The sequence below is a fragment of the Parasphingorhabdus pacifica genome, assembly GCF_054779195.1.
In genome coordinates this window covers 91,118-105,633 of the sequence record NZ_BAAGYS010000007.1, presented here as the reverse complement: position 1 = coordinate 105,633, position 14,516 = coordinate 91,118, and the positions used below count along the sequence as shown (strand labels likewise).

Here is a 14,516-nt window from a genome sequence, read left to right as displayed (position 1 = left end):
GCCCCTGCGAGGGTGGTCATCGTTCAATTGTCCGCGCCCGGTCGACCGGGGCACCGAGCCGCCCGTCCCTGGAGAACCCTGCCGTCAAGCCCGCTCGGGTCACTTCAACACGGTGGCCCGGCGCCGTTCGGGTGATGTGCACGGTTCGGGTCCGGCACTGCCGCGAGCGTCGCCCGGAGGGGGAGGCAGGCGCGTCTTCGCAGGTGGATCGATTCTTTGTCGCGGTATCCAGCGTCGGGAAAGCCCGGCCGATCGCTGACCCGGGCGTGGCGCCCACCGCGCGATCAGCTGGTAGGACGGTAACGGCTTCTCCGATCATCCCGTTTGAGTTAGGGTTACCTAAGAATCTCGGATGTGCCGCTCGACGGGTGATGACCCGGCCGGTCCAGCCCTACGGCGGTACCCCGTTCTCAGCAGAATCCGTACCGATGAGTGACAGGTGCCCGGTGCTCGCCGCGTTCCGGGCCATGCCGTTTCCGGCTCGCGGCGGGAAGCGATCGGCAGGCCGGGTGCAACGGAAGAGGGACCGACCCCCGAACCGCGGTCATCTCGACGGCCGGCCGCGGGTTCGGCCAATGACGACGGTTCTCCACCTAGGAGGTGAGCAGTGGGCGAGACGACGACACGTCGGCCCGCTACGCCCAATTCGGCCGAACGAGCCAGGACGATCGCCGAACGCGGTGGTCGCGCCGCGTTGCTCCCCTCCGGCGAGAACTCCGCGCGGACCGCACCGCTGCTGCACCACGTGCATTCCGATGGCAACGCGACCTTGCTGCTCACCGACGAGCATCCGCTCGTGGCCACCGCGTGGCAGTACCCGCGCGGCGAACTGGCCGGGGTGCTCGAAGTCGCCGACCCGACCCCCGTCCGGCTGCGGGAACCCGTTCGCGGTCTGCTCTGGCTCACCGGATGGTTGCGCGTGCTGGAAGGCGAACAGGCCCGCGCGGAAGTTCTCTCCGTGGCCGAACACCGCGCCGACAGCCGACTGCTCGACGCCGGGCACGGTGCCGCGGTGCTGCGCTTGGACACCGCTTCGCTGGTGCTCGCCGACGCCGAGGGCACCTGCTCGGTGCCCTCCGCCGCGTACAGCGCAGCCGAGCCGGACCCGTTCTGCCTGCTGGAGGACAGCTGGCTGCGTCACCTGGAACTCTCGCACCGCGACGTCGTCGGCCTGCTCACCCGGCACCTGCCCGAACACCTCCGGGGCGGGCACCTGCGTCCGCTGGGGATCGACAAGTACGGCCTGCGGTTGCGGGTCGAATCGACCGACGGTGACCACGACGTGCGACTCTCGTTCTCCGCCCAGGTCCGCGATGCCGAAGCGCTGGGACGCGAACTGCGGCGCCTCGTCGGCTGCCCGTTCCTCGCGCAGCAACGTCAGGGCTGAACCCGCTTTCGGGATCAATCCTCCGAACACCGGTTCTCGGGGGCGGGCGCACGCAGGAACCGCCCGTCCCGAAACCGCAGCGGCTCGATGCCGTGGCCGACCAGCAGAGCCTCCCGGACCGGGTAGCAGCGGGTCAGCATCCACAGGAACGAGTGCGCGGCCGTCCACGCCGGGGCGGGGCCCGCAACGGAGGAGAACCGCACGAGCATCGGCATGTCCGCCGATGACGGGCCGTCGCCGTCCGGCTCCCGGTGCTGGTGGACGAACTCGATCAGCACGTCCTCCCGGACGCCGACGACTTCGGTCGTTCCCACCGGCCCGTCGAGCACGTCGAACGTCCGCAAGGTCTCGAGTGCTGCCAATACCTGCCGGTGCTTGACCGGCCCCCGCAGGAACACCCGGTAGTCGTCCATACCGCTCCTTCGGCCCGCCCCCGCGACACAGCTCCCCCCATTCCCGAACCCATGGCGGGTGGAATGCTCGAAGATCGGACGACGCACCCGCCTGTGCAGTTCCACCGGGCGCCGCATCGGATTCACCGTCGTCCGCGTGGTGCGGGCCGCCGAATCGTCGGGTGGCGAGGTAGGAGCAGCGGGGCGCGTGCGCGCCGATCGGCGGTGCGGGGCGTGGCGCTCAGGCAGCTGCGGTGACCTCGTCGACCAGCCCCTTCTCCAACGTGACTCGCACGAGTGCGGCGGCCAGCCTGGCCAGGTCGTGCTCGTCGACCAACCGGGCGAGTTCGTCCGGGCGCTCGGGCAGACCGACCTTCGCGGCACCCGACAGGGACTTCCGGTCGAAGTGGGGCCGGAGTTCCGGCCAGACCAGCTGCGCTTCCCGGCAGAAGATGTTGCCGCCCACCGGGCCGAGCTTGGGGAACCGCTGCAGTTCGGTGTGCACGGCGGTCCGGTCGCCGTCGGCGTGCGAACGAATCCGGCGCAGGTCTCCGCCGTAGTCGTCGAGGAGCAGCTGTGCGCCTTGGCCGAGCGCGGTCGCCGTACTCTCGTCGTAGCGCACGTAGTGGCCGCGCCCGAGCGCGTCGACCCGCTGCTGCCAATCGGCGTCGAGCATCTTGCGGGGTGTGCCGAACTCGCCGAGCTCGCGAGCCGCTGCCACGGCGATGTCGGCCTTGATCCGGGCGGAGAGCAGTACCGAGAGCACCAGCAGCCGGTACAGCGGCGCGGGTTTGTCGTCGAGCTTGATTCCGGCCTCAGCGGCGTACGTGGTGCCCGCGCGTTCCAACAGTCGCTGCGCGATCGCTTCCGAAGACATTCCGGCACCTCCCGCTTGTCGGACTACCCGTCCCACGCGGTCGGTTACACAGCTCGAGCCCGGTACGGGACCGGGTCGGGTGCGTGATCAAGCGGCTGGGGCCGCTCGACAGCAGCCCGCCACCCGCATCGGCGCACAGGCGGAATTCCACGGCCCCTGCGCGGCTCAGAGTTCGGTGAGCACCTCGTCGGCCACCTTCTCGACGGTGGATTCGTCGCCCGCGTAGGGGTGATCCGGGCGTGGCCAGTGGGTGATCACGTCGGTGAAGCCGAGTTCGGCGGCACGTCCGACCACGTCGCGGAAGTACTCGACGCTGGACATCGAGTAGACCGGTGCGGCGTCCACCGACAGGTAGCGTTCGATTCGCATCGGGTCGCGGCCTTCGGCGTGGAGCGTGTCGGTGAACCGCATGGCGGATTCCGTGACCGCTTTCCACCAGGTCTCGGTGTCGTCGGTGCGCACCCCTTCGGTGACCCAGCCCCGGCCGAATCGGACGGCCAAGCGCATCGCGCGCGGCCCGTTGGCGGCGATGAGGAACGGCAATCGGGGCATCTGCACGCACCCCGGTGCGCGCCTGGCTTCCACAGCGGAGAAGTACTCGCCGTCGTAGCTCGTGGAGTCCTGGGTGAGGATCTTGTCGAGCAGTTCGACGAACTCGGCGAACCGGCCGGTTCGCTGGCCGGCCGAGAGCTGCGGGTGGCCGAGCACCGTGCTGTCGAATCCGGTTCCGCCCGACCCGATTCCCACGGTCAGTCGCCCGTCCGCGATGTCGTCGAGCGCGGTGAGCTGCCTGGCGAAGTGCACGGGATGCCGGAAGTTCGGGGACGCGACGAGGGTGCCCAGCCGGATGTGCTCGGTGGCCGTCGCCGCGGCGGTCAGCGTCGGGACCGCGTCGAACCAGGGTTTGTCCACGAGAGATCGCCATCCCAGGTGGTCGTACGTCCAGGCATGGGCGAAGCCGTACTCCTCGGCCATTCGCCACATGGGCTCGGCGGCCCACCACCGATGTTCGGGCAGAATCACAATCCCAACGCGCACGCTCTCGACCGTATCGGTTCTTGTGTTCACGTCTCGACCCGTTCGGATGATTATTGTGATCAATTCGTGCCTGACCGACTGAATCAAAAACCGTGTTTGTAAGTTTTGCGTGAAGTATCCGCCCTTTGGCGCAGCGGCATCACTCAAACGGCGGTGTTGGCCGGGCGGTGTGAGTGTCTCACCGTGTCCAGGCAGGATTGAGTCATGCGCAAGCCCGCCCTGGTGGCCTCGGACGTGGACGGAACCCTGCTCGACCCGTGGGAGCGGGTGAGCGCGCGTACTGCGCGAGTCGTGCGCCGGGTGGCAGCGGAGACGCCGTTCGTGCTGGTTACCGGGCGCCCGCCGCGCTGGATCCCGCACGTGGTGGACGGTCTCGGGGTCGAGGGGATCGCGGTCTGCGCCAACGGGGCGGTCGTCTACGACTCCGCGGCGGACCGGGTGCTGCACAGCGTCGAGATCGACCCCATGCGACTGCACGATGCCGCCCGCGAGCTGCGCGAAGCGTTGCCCGGTTGCTCCTTCGGCGTGGAACGCACGACCGATGGTGCGCGGACGCGGATCGACGAGCAGTTCCTGGCCGAGGAAGGATTCCGGCGGCTGTGGCCCAACCAGGACATCCGCGTCGTGCCGACGGCCCGGCTGCTCGGCAAGCCGGCGGCGAAACTGCTCGTGCTGCACGAGGGCATGACCAGCGAACAGATGGCGGTCGTGGTCGACGAGGTAATGAGCGCCGAGTTGCAGCTGACGTTTTCCACCGGCGCAGGCCTGATCGAGCTCTCGATGCCGGGAGCGGACAAGGCCGGTGGGCTGGCGAAGGTCGCCGAGGAGCTCGGGGTGCCCGCCGAGGACGTCATCGCCTTCGGTGACATGCCCAACGACATTCCGATGCTCGACTGGGCCGGTCACGGGGTGGCGATGCGCAACGCCCACTCGGGCGTGCTCGCCGTCGCCAACGAGACGACCGCCACCAACGGCGAGGACGGCGTCGCCCAGGTCCTCGAACGCTGGTGGTCCTGACCGACTACGCCCGCGTGGCGGCACGGTCGGCCGGGCGGATCGGCGGTCACTCGTGTCCGTCGTGCGCGACGACCGGCTGCGGCGCCGCACGGGACGTGGCGGCGTCCGACGTGCCGCTTCGCGAGGCCGCGGGGCGTCGGGCACGGCGCAACCGGAAGTACGCGATCGCCCCGGCCACCAGAAACCCGATCCCGAACAGCGTGTAGGAGTTGCCGACCACCTGCTGCGAGAACGTCCACTCCAGTTCCCGGTCATCGGTGTAGGGCAGGTACCACTGCGGCCCGATCAGCATCACCGCCGTGGCCAGTCCCACCGTCATCAGCACGCCGTACCAGCGATGTCGCAGTGACATCGCGAACAGCAGCACGAGCGTCGGTGCCGCCCACACCCAGTGATGCGACCAGGAGATGGGGGAGACGAGCAGCACCAGCACGGCGGTGAACGTCAGCGCCAGCGCGCTGTTGCGCACCCGCAGCGCGTAGCGGACGCCTGCCACGGTCAGGGCCAGGAGCACGACGGAGCCCGCGATCCACCACACGTTCAGGGCGACACCGGTGAGTTCCTGCTTGGCCAACAGGCTGCGCCAGGTCAGGTTGCCCGCGTAGACGGTGCCCATCGAACTCCCGGTGGACCACATCTCCTCCAGCCACCAGTCGGCCGCGTCCTCCGGGGCGGCGAGCAGTCCGAGTAGCACGCTGGCCGAGAACGTCACCATCGCCACCGACGCGGCGCGGAAATCCTTGCGGAGCAGGAACAGCAGCAGAAAGCCCAGCGGGGTCAGCTTGATCGCCGCGGCGATGCCCACCAGCAGGCCACGCGGCCATCTGGTCCGCGGCAGCAGGCAGTCGGCGGCCACCAGCGCCATCAGCACCAGGTTGATCTGCCCGTAGTTGATGGTGTCCCGCACGGGCTCGATCAGCGTCGTGAACGGCATCACCAGGGCGGTGGCCACCGCGATGCGCCCCGCGTGCGGTGCGACGTACCGCGACGAGCTCGCCAAGCAGTAGGCGGTCACCAGGATGGACAGGTGCGAGAGCACCGAGACGGTGACGACCGCCGCATCGCCCGACATGTAGTGCAGGGGTGCGAACAGGACTGCGGCAATCGGGGGGTAGATGAACGGCAGGGTGACCGATTCGGGCGTCTCGGGCGTGAGATCGCCGTAAATTTCATAGCCGTTCAGCCATGCGCGACCACCGAGCCGGTAAATCTCGGTGTCGATGTAACCGCGGGTGTCGATCCAGTGCACGAACCAAATCGCGAGAATCTCGATGATGATCGCCGCGACCAACAGATAACGGCCGTCGCGTGCGCGTGCCACGCTTTTGATCACCATCCTCGTGCGCTTTGTCCGATTGCTGCCGATCCGGCGGACCGTCGCTCGCTCGTCGGGATGTTACCGAATCCGACTCGCCGGTGCGGTCGCTGGACCGGCGGTGGCCAAGCGCCAAAAATGTACGCACGGTATTCCATATGTAACCGAACGCGGTGGGAGCTGCTCGGTCGTGGAAGATCCTTATCGCACGTGGCGGCGGTCTTGTCACGGTTCGTAGTAGCTCGTGCTCGCGAATGACAATGCGGTCTCCGTCGTCCGTTCGCTTCCCGCTACCCTCGACGACTGTGAGCTTCGCAGGCTATGACCTGATCGTTGTGGGTTCCGGATTTTTCGGCCTGACGATCGCAGAGCGCACCGCCACCCAGCTGGACAAGCGGGTGCTGGTGCTGGACCGACGTGACCACATCGGCGGCAATGCCTATTCGGAGGCGGAGCCGGAAACCGGTATCGAGGTGCACCGTTACGGCGCACACCTGTTCCACACTTCGAACAAACGTGTGTGGGACTACGTGAACCAGTTCACGGACTTCACCGATTACCAACACCGTGTGTTCACCAAATACCAAGGACAGATTTACTCGTTCCCGATGAACCTCGGCCTGCTGTGCCAGTTCTTCGGCCGGGCATTCACACCGGACGAGGCCAAGGCACTGGTCGCCGAACAAGCCTCGGAGATCGAGACCTCCGAGGCGCAGAATCTGGAGGAGAAGGCGATCTCCCTGATCGGCCGACCCCTCTACGAGGCATTCGTGCGCGGTTACACCGCCAAGCAGTGGCAGACCGACCCGAAGGAACTGCCCGCGTCCAACATCGCGCGCCTGCCCGTTCGGTACAACTTCAACAACCGCTACTTCAACGACACCTACGAGGGTCTCCCGGTCGACGGCTACACCGCCTGGCTGCGGAAGATGGCCGAGCACCCGAACATCGACGTCCGGCTGGACACCGACTACTTCGACGTTCGCGAGGAGATTCCCGAGGGCACCCCGGTCGTCTACACCGGCCCGCTCGACGGCTACTTCGACTACGTGCGCGGTGAGCTGGGTTGGCGCACGCTCGACTTCGAAACCGAAGTGGTGCCCACCGGCGACTTCCAGGGGACGCCGGTGATGAACTACGCCGACGAGGACGTCGCACACACCCGGATCCACGAGTTCCGACACTTCCACCCGGAGCGGGACTACCCGGAGGACAAGACGGTCGTGGTCCGGGAGTACTCGCGGTTCGCGGAGAGCGGTGACGAGCCGTACTACCCGATCAACACGTCGGAGGACCGCGAGAAGCTGCAGTCCTACCGCGAGCTGGCGAAGCAGGAAGCCAAGGACCGCAAGGTCCTCTTCGGCGGCCGGCTGGGTACGTACAAGTACCTGGACATGCACATGGCGATCGGTTCCGCCCTGAGCATGTTCGACAACAAGATCTCCCCCTACTTCACCGAGGGTCGTTCGCTGGACGGCTCGTTGGAGGACTGACGTGACCGACCGGACTCCCCCCGAGTCTTCTGGTGCCGAGAACACCAAGGCCCGTGCCGCCACCGCAGGTGAACCCAAGCCCGGCGAAACATCGTCGGCGAGGGCCACCAGCAAACAGGTGGAACCCCAGCAGGTCCTGCAGCGCGTCGTGTTCCCGCGCGGCGAGGACCCGCTGGACGTTCGCGCGCTGTACATAGACGAGCCCGAGACGCTGTCGAGTACCGCGACCGTCGTCTCCCGCCGTTCGGTCAAGGTGCCCTCGCACAGCAAGATCTCGTTCGCCAGCTACTTCAACGCCTTTCCCGCCAGTTACTGGAAGCGTTGGACCAAGGTCGACGAAGTCGTGCTGCGGCTGAAGGTGAAGGGGGCCGGTCGGCTCGACGTCTACCGATCCAAGCCCAACGGCGACAGCGTCCACCTCGAAGGCACACCCGTGTCCAGCCCGAAGTCCTGGAAGTGGCTGGAGTTCCGGGTTTCGCTGACCCCGTTCGAGGACGGTGGCTGGATCTGGTTCGACGCCTTCACCAACGACGCGGCCCTCGAAGTCGACGAAGCGGCCTGGACGACCGACGTCGAGCTGCCCCGCGAGCGCGTGGTTGTCGGCACCACCACGATCCGTCCGATCGACTGCGTGGTCGCACTCCAGACGTTGGGCGAGGACCCGGAGGTCATGGACGTCGTCGACAAGGTCGTCGTCGCCGACCAGGGTCCGCAGAAGATCCGCGACACCGAGGGCTTCGACCTCGCGGCCGAACGGCTCGGCGACAAGCTGCAGGTGATCGAGCAGGCGAACCTCGGCGGCTCGGGTGGATTCACCCGGGTGATGTACGAGGGTGTGCACAACTCGGACGCCGAGCAGGTCCTGCTGCTGGACGACGACATCGCGCTCGAACCGGACGGCGTGCTGCGCCTCAACGCGTTCGCCCGCGCCGCGTCCCAGCCGGCCATCGTCGGTGGCCAGATGCTCAACCTGCAGGCGCGTTCGAGGCTGCACACCATGGGCGAGGTCGTCGACGTCGGCGGTGCCATGTGGCGCGCCGCCCCCGGCGCGGTCACCGACTACGACTTCGCGAAGTACCCGTTGCGCCAGAGCAAGAAGCTGCACCAGCGGATCCACGCCACCTACAACGGCTGGTGGATGTGCCTGTTCCCGCGTGAGGTCATCGAGAAGACCGGGCTGCCGCTGCCGTTGTTCATCAAGTGGGACGACGCCGAGTACTCGCTGCGGGCGGGTGGCAACGGCTTCCCCACGGTGACGTTGCCCGGGGCCGCCGTCTGGCACATGCCGTGGACCGACAAGAACGACGCCACCGACTGGACGGCGTACTTCCACGTCCGCAATCGGCTGATCCTCGCGGCGCTGCACAGCCCCGAAGAGGTGCGCAACGTCATCGTCAAACAGGGGTTGAAGCTCACGCTGCGGCACCTGTTGTCGATGGAGTACTCGACCGTGGCGGTGCAGCAGAAGGCCATCGAGGACTTTCTCGCCGGGCCGGAGCGACTGTTCGAGACACTCCGCACAGCGCTGCCGGAGGTTCGCGAGCTGCGCAAGGGCTACGATGACGCCCAGACCTTGCCGTCGGCGGGGGAACTCCCGCCGCCTTCGGCCGACCCGGTCATGGCGGAGGGGCTGCTCAACCCGCCGGTAAACCCGGCCGTGATCGCGGCGCGGGCCTCCAAGGCGCTGCTGCACAACCTGAAGGACCCCGAAGACCAAGCCTCCGTGCGCCCGCAGCTCAACGTCCCGGCGGCCAGCGCGCGGTGGTTCCTGCTCGGCTCCCTGGACAGCGCGACGGTGTCCAACGCCGACGGGAGCGGTGTGGCGTTCCGCCGCCGTGACCCGGAGGAGTTCCGCAAGTTGGGGCTACGGGCGTTGGCGAACTACCGCAAGCTGGGCCAGGAGTGGTCCCGCCTCCGGGAGGCGTACCGTGCGGCCCTGCCCGAGTTGACCAGCGCCGAGTCCTGGAAGCAGGCCTTCGACCAGAAATGACCCCGAACCGTGGGGTGGATACCCCGGAGACGAAGATGGCCAGACCTCAGGAGCTGACCCCGGCGCCCCCTGTCGACGAGCAGGAGGACGCCGGGCAGCGATCGGATGAGACAGCGTCGACGGTCACCCCCGAGACCGTGGCGCTGCGCAGGGTGCAGGGAACGCTGGCCACACCGCCGGTGATCAAAGCCGCGCAGGCGATGTCGCTGTTCGGTGAGCACGCCGGTGGCTGGTTGGCCATCGGAGCCATGGGGGCGGTCGTCGACCGGAAGCGGCGCGTTGAGTGGCTCACCGCCGCAGCGGGAGTCGCCGCCGCGCACGCGGCCTCGATCGGGGTCAAGCGGGTCGTGCGGCGACGCCGCCCCGCGGATCCGGAGATCGAGGTGCACGTCGGAACCCCGAGCAAGCTGAGCTTCCCTTCCTCGCACGCGACGTCGACGACGGCCGCTGCGGTGCTCTACGGGGGGTTGACCGGCAAGAAGCTGACTCCGGCGGTAGTGCCGCCCATGATGCTCAGCCGGCTGGTCCTGGGGGTCCATTACCCGAGCGATGTGGTCGCCGGTTCGGCGCTCGGCGGTGCTGTTGCGCTGGCGTTCCGGCGGTTCACGAGACGGCGGAGGAATCGTGGCTGACAAGAACCAAACCGGTGCTACCGTGAGCGACTCGGAAGAGCTCGCCGCTGACAGCCCGGACCCGACGGTGAGCTCGGACCCGACCACCGAGACCGTGATCGAGTCGGACTCGGAAGGCACGATCGGTTCCGAGGCCGGCGGGGCCGCCGGTGCACTGGAGTCGGAATCCCCGAAGACGGACGACAAGGACAAGTCGTCGGATGCCTATCACGAGAAGGTGACGGCGCAGGCCGGTACCGCCTCTGGGCTGGTCAACGGTCTGATCAAGGAACTGCGCCCCAAGCAGTGGGTGAAGAACGTCCTGGTGGTGGCCGCGCCGTTCACGGCCGGTGCGCTGCTGGATCCGGCGGTCCTGCTGGACGCGCTGCTGGCGTTCATCGTGTTCTCGATGGCCGCATCGGGTGTCTACTTCGTCAACGACGCCATCGACGTCGAGGCGGACCGGCAGCACCCGACCAAGCGCAATCGCCCGATCGCGGCCGGGCTGATCCCGCTGCCGGTCGCGTACGGAGTGTGCGCGGCGCTGCTCGTGGGCGCCCTGGTGATCTCGGGCTTCGTGAGTCTCGGACTGCTCACGGTGATCGCCGTGTACATCGCCGTGCAGCTCGGATACTGCTTCGGTCTGAAGCACCAGCCGGTCATCGACCTGTGCATCGTGGCTTCCGGCTTCCTGCTGCGGGCCATCGCGGGTGGTGCGGCCGCTGGGCTGGTCATCACCCAGTGGTTCTACCTGGTGGTGGCGTTCGGCTCGCTGTTCATGGTGGCGGGTAAGCGTTACGCCGAGGTCAAGCTGGCGCACGAGACCGGTGCGAAGATCCGCAAGTCGCTGAAGGCGTACTCGCCGTCGTACCTGCGCTTCGTGTGGGCGATCTCGGCGGCGATCTCGATCATGTCCTACACCTTGTGGGCCTATGACATCCAGGAGATCGAGCAGTCCCGCTGGGGTGTCATCTCGATCATCCCGATGGTGATGGCGATCCTGCGGTACGCGGTCGATGTCGACAAGGGCGTCGCCGGGGAGCCCGAGGAAGTGGCCTTGAAGGACAAGGTCCTCCTGGTGCTCGGCGCCGCACTCGCGGGCTGTTTGTTCCTGGCGTACTACCTGTAAGCCCAGGTACTCGGCTCGACGAAACAGAACGCGCCCCCGACGACTCCTTGAACCCAAGGGTCGGCCGGGGGCGCGTTCGTTCGTGCGGGATTCACCCGGCGACGAAAACCATCGTTCACCGGACCATCCGTACGGCCGGGACTCCCACCGCGTTCACCCGTCGATGCCGCACGGCGTGTCCCGCTGGTTCCGCATGGCGTGTTCATCGCCGGATCACGCGATGTAATCCGGCGTGTCAACGCGATCGGACAGGGTGGAAGGCCCGACCCTGGAGGAAATGCCGTGTTCGATCCTTCGTTCCGATCCGTGGCCCGCCGCAGCCCCGTGTCCCGCCGCAGCGTGCTGCTCGGCGGTACCGCAGCGGGTGCCGTGGCCCTGTCGGCAGCGGGCGCGTTGCCGGTCACCGCGTTGCCCGGGGCGGGCGCCGCGCGACGCGGTGCGGTGTTCAGCCTCGGCGTCGCGTCCGGCGATCCGGCACCCGACGGGATGGTGCTGTGGACGCGGCTCGCTGCCGACCCGCTCGCGGAGGACGGGATGGGAGGCATGCCGAACAAGGCGCTCCCCGTCGAGTGGCAGGTCGCCGAGGACGAGCGGTTCACCCGCATCGTGCAGTCCGGGACGGCGCAGGCGGCCCCCGAACTCGGCCACAGCGTGCACGTCGAGCTCACCGGTCTGCGGCCGGGCCGCGAGTACTTCTACCGGTTCCGGGCAGAAGGGGAGCTTCCCCCGTGGGGCGCACCCGCACGACACCGGTGCCGGGCGCGTTGAGCGAGCTGTCGATGGTCTTCGCCTCGTGCTCCCAGTACGAGCACGGCTACTTCACCGCGTACCGGCATCTCGCCGAAGAACACCCCGACCTGGTGCTGCACCTGGGCGACTATCAGTACGAGTACAAGGCCGACGACTACGTCGCCCCGACCGGCAACCCCCGCGATCACGAGGGGCCGGAAACCACGACGCTGGCGAACTACCGCCAGCGGCACGCCCAGTACAAGACCGACCCGGACCTGCGGTTTGCGCACGCGATGGCGCCGTGGGTAGTGGTGTGGGACGACCACGAGGTCGACAACAACTGGGCGGACGAGGTGCCGGAAGAGCCGCAGCCGAACTTCCTCGACCGGCGCAAGGCCGCGTTCCAGGCCTACTACGAGAACATGCCGCTGCGGAAGGCGCAGCTTCCGCAGGGCATCGACCTGCGGCTGTACCGCCGGCTCCAATGGGGACGGCTGGTGAACTTCCACATGCTCGACACCCGCCAGTACCGCGACGATCAGGTCGGCAACGACGAGTTCAACAGCGACGACCCGGATCGGAAGAACCCCGAGCGCACCCTCACCGGTGCCGAGCAGGAGCGTTGGCTGCTGCGGGGATTCCGATCGTCCCGGGCCAGGTGGGACGTGCTCGGCCAACAGGTCATGTTCAGCGAACTGGACTTCACCGCGGGCGAAGGCGAGGGATACAACCCGGACGCGTGGGACGGTTACGTGGCTTCGCGGCAGCGGGTCGTCCAGGGGTGGCAGCAGGCGAAGGTGCGCAACCCCGTGGTGCTGACCGGTGACGTGCACAAGAACTGGGCCAACGACATCCCGAGCGCGGACCGTTCGGAGATCGTCGGTGCGGAACTGGTGACCACCTCCATCACCAGCGGTGGCGACGGGTCCGCCGAGCTGACCGAGGAGCAGAAGGGCTACCTGCGGGAGAACCCGCACGTCCGGATGCACAACAACCAGCGCGGCTACGTCCGCACCCGGTTCACCGAGGGCGAGCTGCGCGCCGACTACCGCGTGCTGCCCTACGTTTCCGAACCGGGCGCCCCCGTGGAGACGCTGGCTTCGTTCGTGGTCGAGGACGGCAAGCCCGGACTCAACGAGGTGTGACCGGACGGGCCGCCTGCGAACCGGGGGCCGCCGACGGAGGTTCCCGGACGCCGGTCGGCCCGTCCCCGGCTCGCCGCCGGTGCCAGCCGGTCGCTACGTGGCCTTCGGCGAAGGACGGTCGAGTCCGAGTCGGTGGACGACTTCGTGCGCCATCTCGATCGCGTAGCTCTGGCCCCGGTCCTGCGGGTAGATCTGGGACATCGTGGCGAGCGTGACGTTCGGCATCGCGGTGCGGTGGCCGGGGATGAGCGCGCGATATTCCGGTGTGACGATCGGCTGGGCGAATCCGGCCTTCGAGAAGTGCCAGTCCTTGATCCACGAACGGTCGAATTCGGGGTTCAACCTGCGCAACCACGGGAGGTAGTGGTCGAGCAGTTCGGACGGTTCGGTGGTGAATCGCCAGTCGTCCCGCGGCACGTAGTTTCCGACGTAGATGATGTGGCGCCCGCCGTAGGCGGCACGGTCCACCATCCGGGTGTGCTCGACGACCGCCAGGAACGGGAACTCCGGTTCGTTGATGTTGAGCCAGTAGTAGGGGATGAGGCTGCGGTCGCATTCGAGGACGAAGCACGTCGCGCCGAGGTACTGGTTGCGCCACAGCACATCGTCCGAGGGCAGCCCGGCTGCCTTGGCGAAAACCGGTTGGGGCGTGGTGACGATGAGCTGGTCGAATTCGTAGCCGCTGCCGTCGTTGGTGCACACCTCGACGCGTCGTCCGGGTTGGCGCACGGATCCGACCGGCTTGCCGAACTCGACCTTGCCGCCCTGGTCGGTGATGGCGGTCAGCAAAGCCCGGTACACCTGCTCGAATCCACCGTGGACATAACCGAGGTCGAACGTGCGGTAGTGGATCCGGGCCCACAGCCAGGCCATCGACACCTCGTGGGCGCGCGGCCCGAACTTGCCGGTGAGCAGCGGTTCCCAGATTTTCCGGGTGACCCGCTCGCCCGCCCAGCGGCGCATCCAGTCCAGCGCCCGGACCGAATTGAAGCGCTGCCCGTTGCGGACCGCCTTGAGCGCGGCCGCCGATGCACCGAAGCGGAACCGGTCGACAAGGGAGAACTCCGGGAACGTCAGCATCTCCGCGGGTGTGCCGAACGGATGCAGCCGGCCGTCGAGGTAGATGCCGGTGGTGGGCCGGTGGAACCGCAACCTGTCGCCCAGCCCCAGTTCGTCGACCAGTTCGATCATCGCCCGGTCGGTCCGAAAGCTGTGGTGGTAGAAGCGTTCCAGCGGGGTGCCGCCGACCTCGATCGACCCGGCCAGGCCGCCGAGTTCCTCCGACGCCTCCAACACGGTGACCTCGTGGCCGGCCTTGACCGCGTCGAACGCGGCCGTCAGACCGGTCGCGCCCGCGCCGACGATGCCCAGTTCCATCAGAACTCCAATC

Annotated in this window: 13 protein-coding genes; 8 read left to right on the top strand and 5 right to left on the bottom strand. The window is 67.8% G+C overall.

Annotation, left to right across the window (positions count from 1 at the left end; all coding sequences use genetic code 11):
- Window positions 1–607: 607 nt before the first annotated feature.
- Window positions 608–1,387 (top strand): DUF2470 domain-containing protein, encoded by a 780-nt coding sequence (locus ACYVAN_RS09890; protein ID WP_460958003.1) that lies wholly within the window; start codon window positions 608–610, stop codon window positions 1,385–1,387.
- Between the two features lie 14 nt (window positions 1,388–1,401).
- Here the strand turns inward: ACYVAN_RS09890 and ACYVAN_RS09885 are convergent, their stop codons facing one another.
- From ACYVAN_RS09885 to ACYVAN_RS09875, 3 genes are all read right to left on the bottom strand, one after another.
- The gene (locus tag ACYVAN_RS09885) at window positions 1,402–1,800 is read right to left on the bottom strand and encodes a hypothetical protein (protein WP_460958001.1); all 399 of its coding nucleotides are present in this window, start codon (window positions 1,798–1,800) and stop codon (window positions 1,402–1,404) included.
- A gap of 220 nt (window positions 1,801–2,020) precedes the next feature.
- Complete coding sequence (locus ACYVAN_RS09880; protein ID WP_460957999.1) at window positions 2,021–2,656, bottom strand: hypothetical protein; 636 nt, start codon at window positions 2,654–2,656, stop codon at window positions 2,021–2,023.
- A gap of 165 nt (window positions 2,657–2,821) precedes the next feature.
- Window positions 2,822–3,694 (bottom strand): LLM class flavin-dependent oxidoreductase, encoded by an 873-nt coding sequence (locus ACYVAN_RS09875; protein WP_460957997.1) that lies wholly within the window; start codon window positions 3,692–3,694, stop codon window positions 2,822–2,824.
- A 204-nt stretch (window positions 3,695–3,898) separates the two neighbouring features.
- On the opposite strand from ACYVAN_RS09875, the gene ACYVAN_RS09870 reads away from it, so the two are divergent.
- Window positions 3,899–4,711: an HAD family hydrolase gene (locus ACYVAN_RS09870; RefSeq protein WP_460957995.1), complete on the top strand. Its 813-nt coding sequence runs from the start codon at window positions 3,899–3,901 to the stop codon at window positions 4,709–4,711.
- 46 nt (window positions 4,712–4,757) lie between these two features.
- On the opposite strand, the gene ACYVAN_RS09865 is transcribed toward ACYVAN_RS09870, so the two are convergent.
- Window positions 4,758–6,032, bottom strand: a complete 1,275-nt coding sequence (locus tag ACYVAN_RS09865; protein ID WP_460957993.1) for a glycosyltransferase 87 family protein — start codon at window positions 6,030–6,032, stop codon at window positions 4,758–4,760.
- A gap of 299 nt (window positions 6,033–6,331) precedes the next feature.
- Between ACYVAN_RS09865 and glf the strand changes: the two genes are divergently transcribed.
- The 6 genes from glf (at window position 6,332) to ACYVAN_RS09835 (ending at window position 13,126) form a co-directional block, all read left to right on the top strand.
- Window positions 6,332–7,519, top strand: a complete 1,188-nt coding sequence (gene glf / locus ACYVAN_RS09860) for a UDP-galactopyranose mutase (RefSeq protein ID WP_460957991.1) — start codon at window positions 6,332–6,334, stop codon at window positions 7,517–7,519.
- 1 nt (window position 7,520) lies between these two features.
- On the top strand, window positions 7,521–9,509 hold the full coding sequence (locus tag ACYVAN_RS09855) for a glycosyltransferase (RefSeq protein ID WP_460957988.1): 1,989 nt from the start codon (window positions 7,521–7,523) through the stop codon (window positions 9,507–9,509).
- Between the two features lie 35 nt (window positions 9,510–9,544).
- Window positions 9,545–10,141 (top strand): phosphatase PAP2 family protein, encoded by a 597-nt coding sequence (locus ACYVAN_RS09850; RefSeq protein ID WP_460957986.1) that lies wholly within the window; start codon window positions 9,545–9,547, stop codon window positions 10,139–10,141.
- A complete protein-coding gene (locus ACYVAN_RS09845; RefSeq protein WP_460957984.1) occupies window positions 10,134–11,249 on the top strand; it encodes a decaprenyl-phosphate phosphoribosyltransferase in 1,116 nt (371 codons plus the stop codon). Before ACYVAN_RS09850 ends, ACYVAN_RS09845 begins: the two co-directional genes overlap by 8 nt.
- Window positions 11,250–11,531: 282 nt before the next feature.
- The gene (locus ACYVAN_RS09840; protein WP_460957982.1) at window positions 11,532–12,017 is read left to right on the top strand and encodes a PhoD-like phosphatase N-terminal domain-containing protein; all 486 of its coding nucleotides are present in this window, start codon (window positions 11,532–11,534) and stop codon (window positions 12,015–12,017) included.
- A complete protein-coding gene (locus ACYVAN_RS09835; protein ID WP_460957980.1) occupies window positions 11,978–13,126 on the top strand; it encodes an alkaline phosphatase D family protein in 1,149 nt (382 codons plus the stop codon). The genes ACYVAN_RS09840 and ACYVAN_RS09835 overlap by 40 nt, the downstream gene beginning before the upstream one ends.
- A 93-nt stretch (window positions 13,127–13,219) precedes the next feature.
- Here the strand turns inward: ACYVAN_RS09835 and ACYVAN_RS09830 are convergent, their stop codons facing one another.
- Window positions 13,220–14,503, bottom strand: a complete 1,284-nt coding sequence (locus ACYVAN_RS09830; protein ID WP_460957978.1) for an NAD(P)/FAD-dependent oxidoreductase — start codon at window positions 14,501–14,503, stop codon at window positions 13,220–13,222.
- Window positions 14,504–14,516 lie beyond the last annotated feature (13 nt).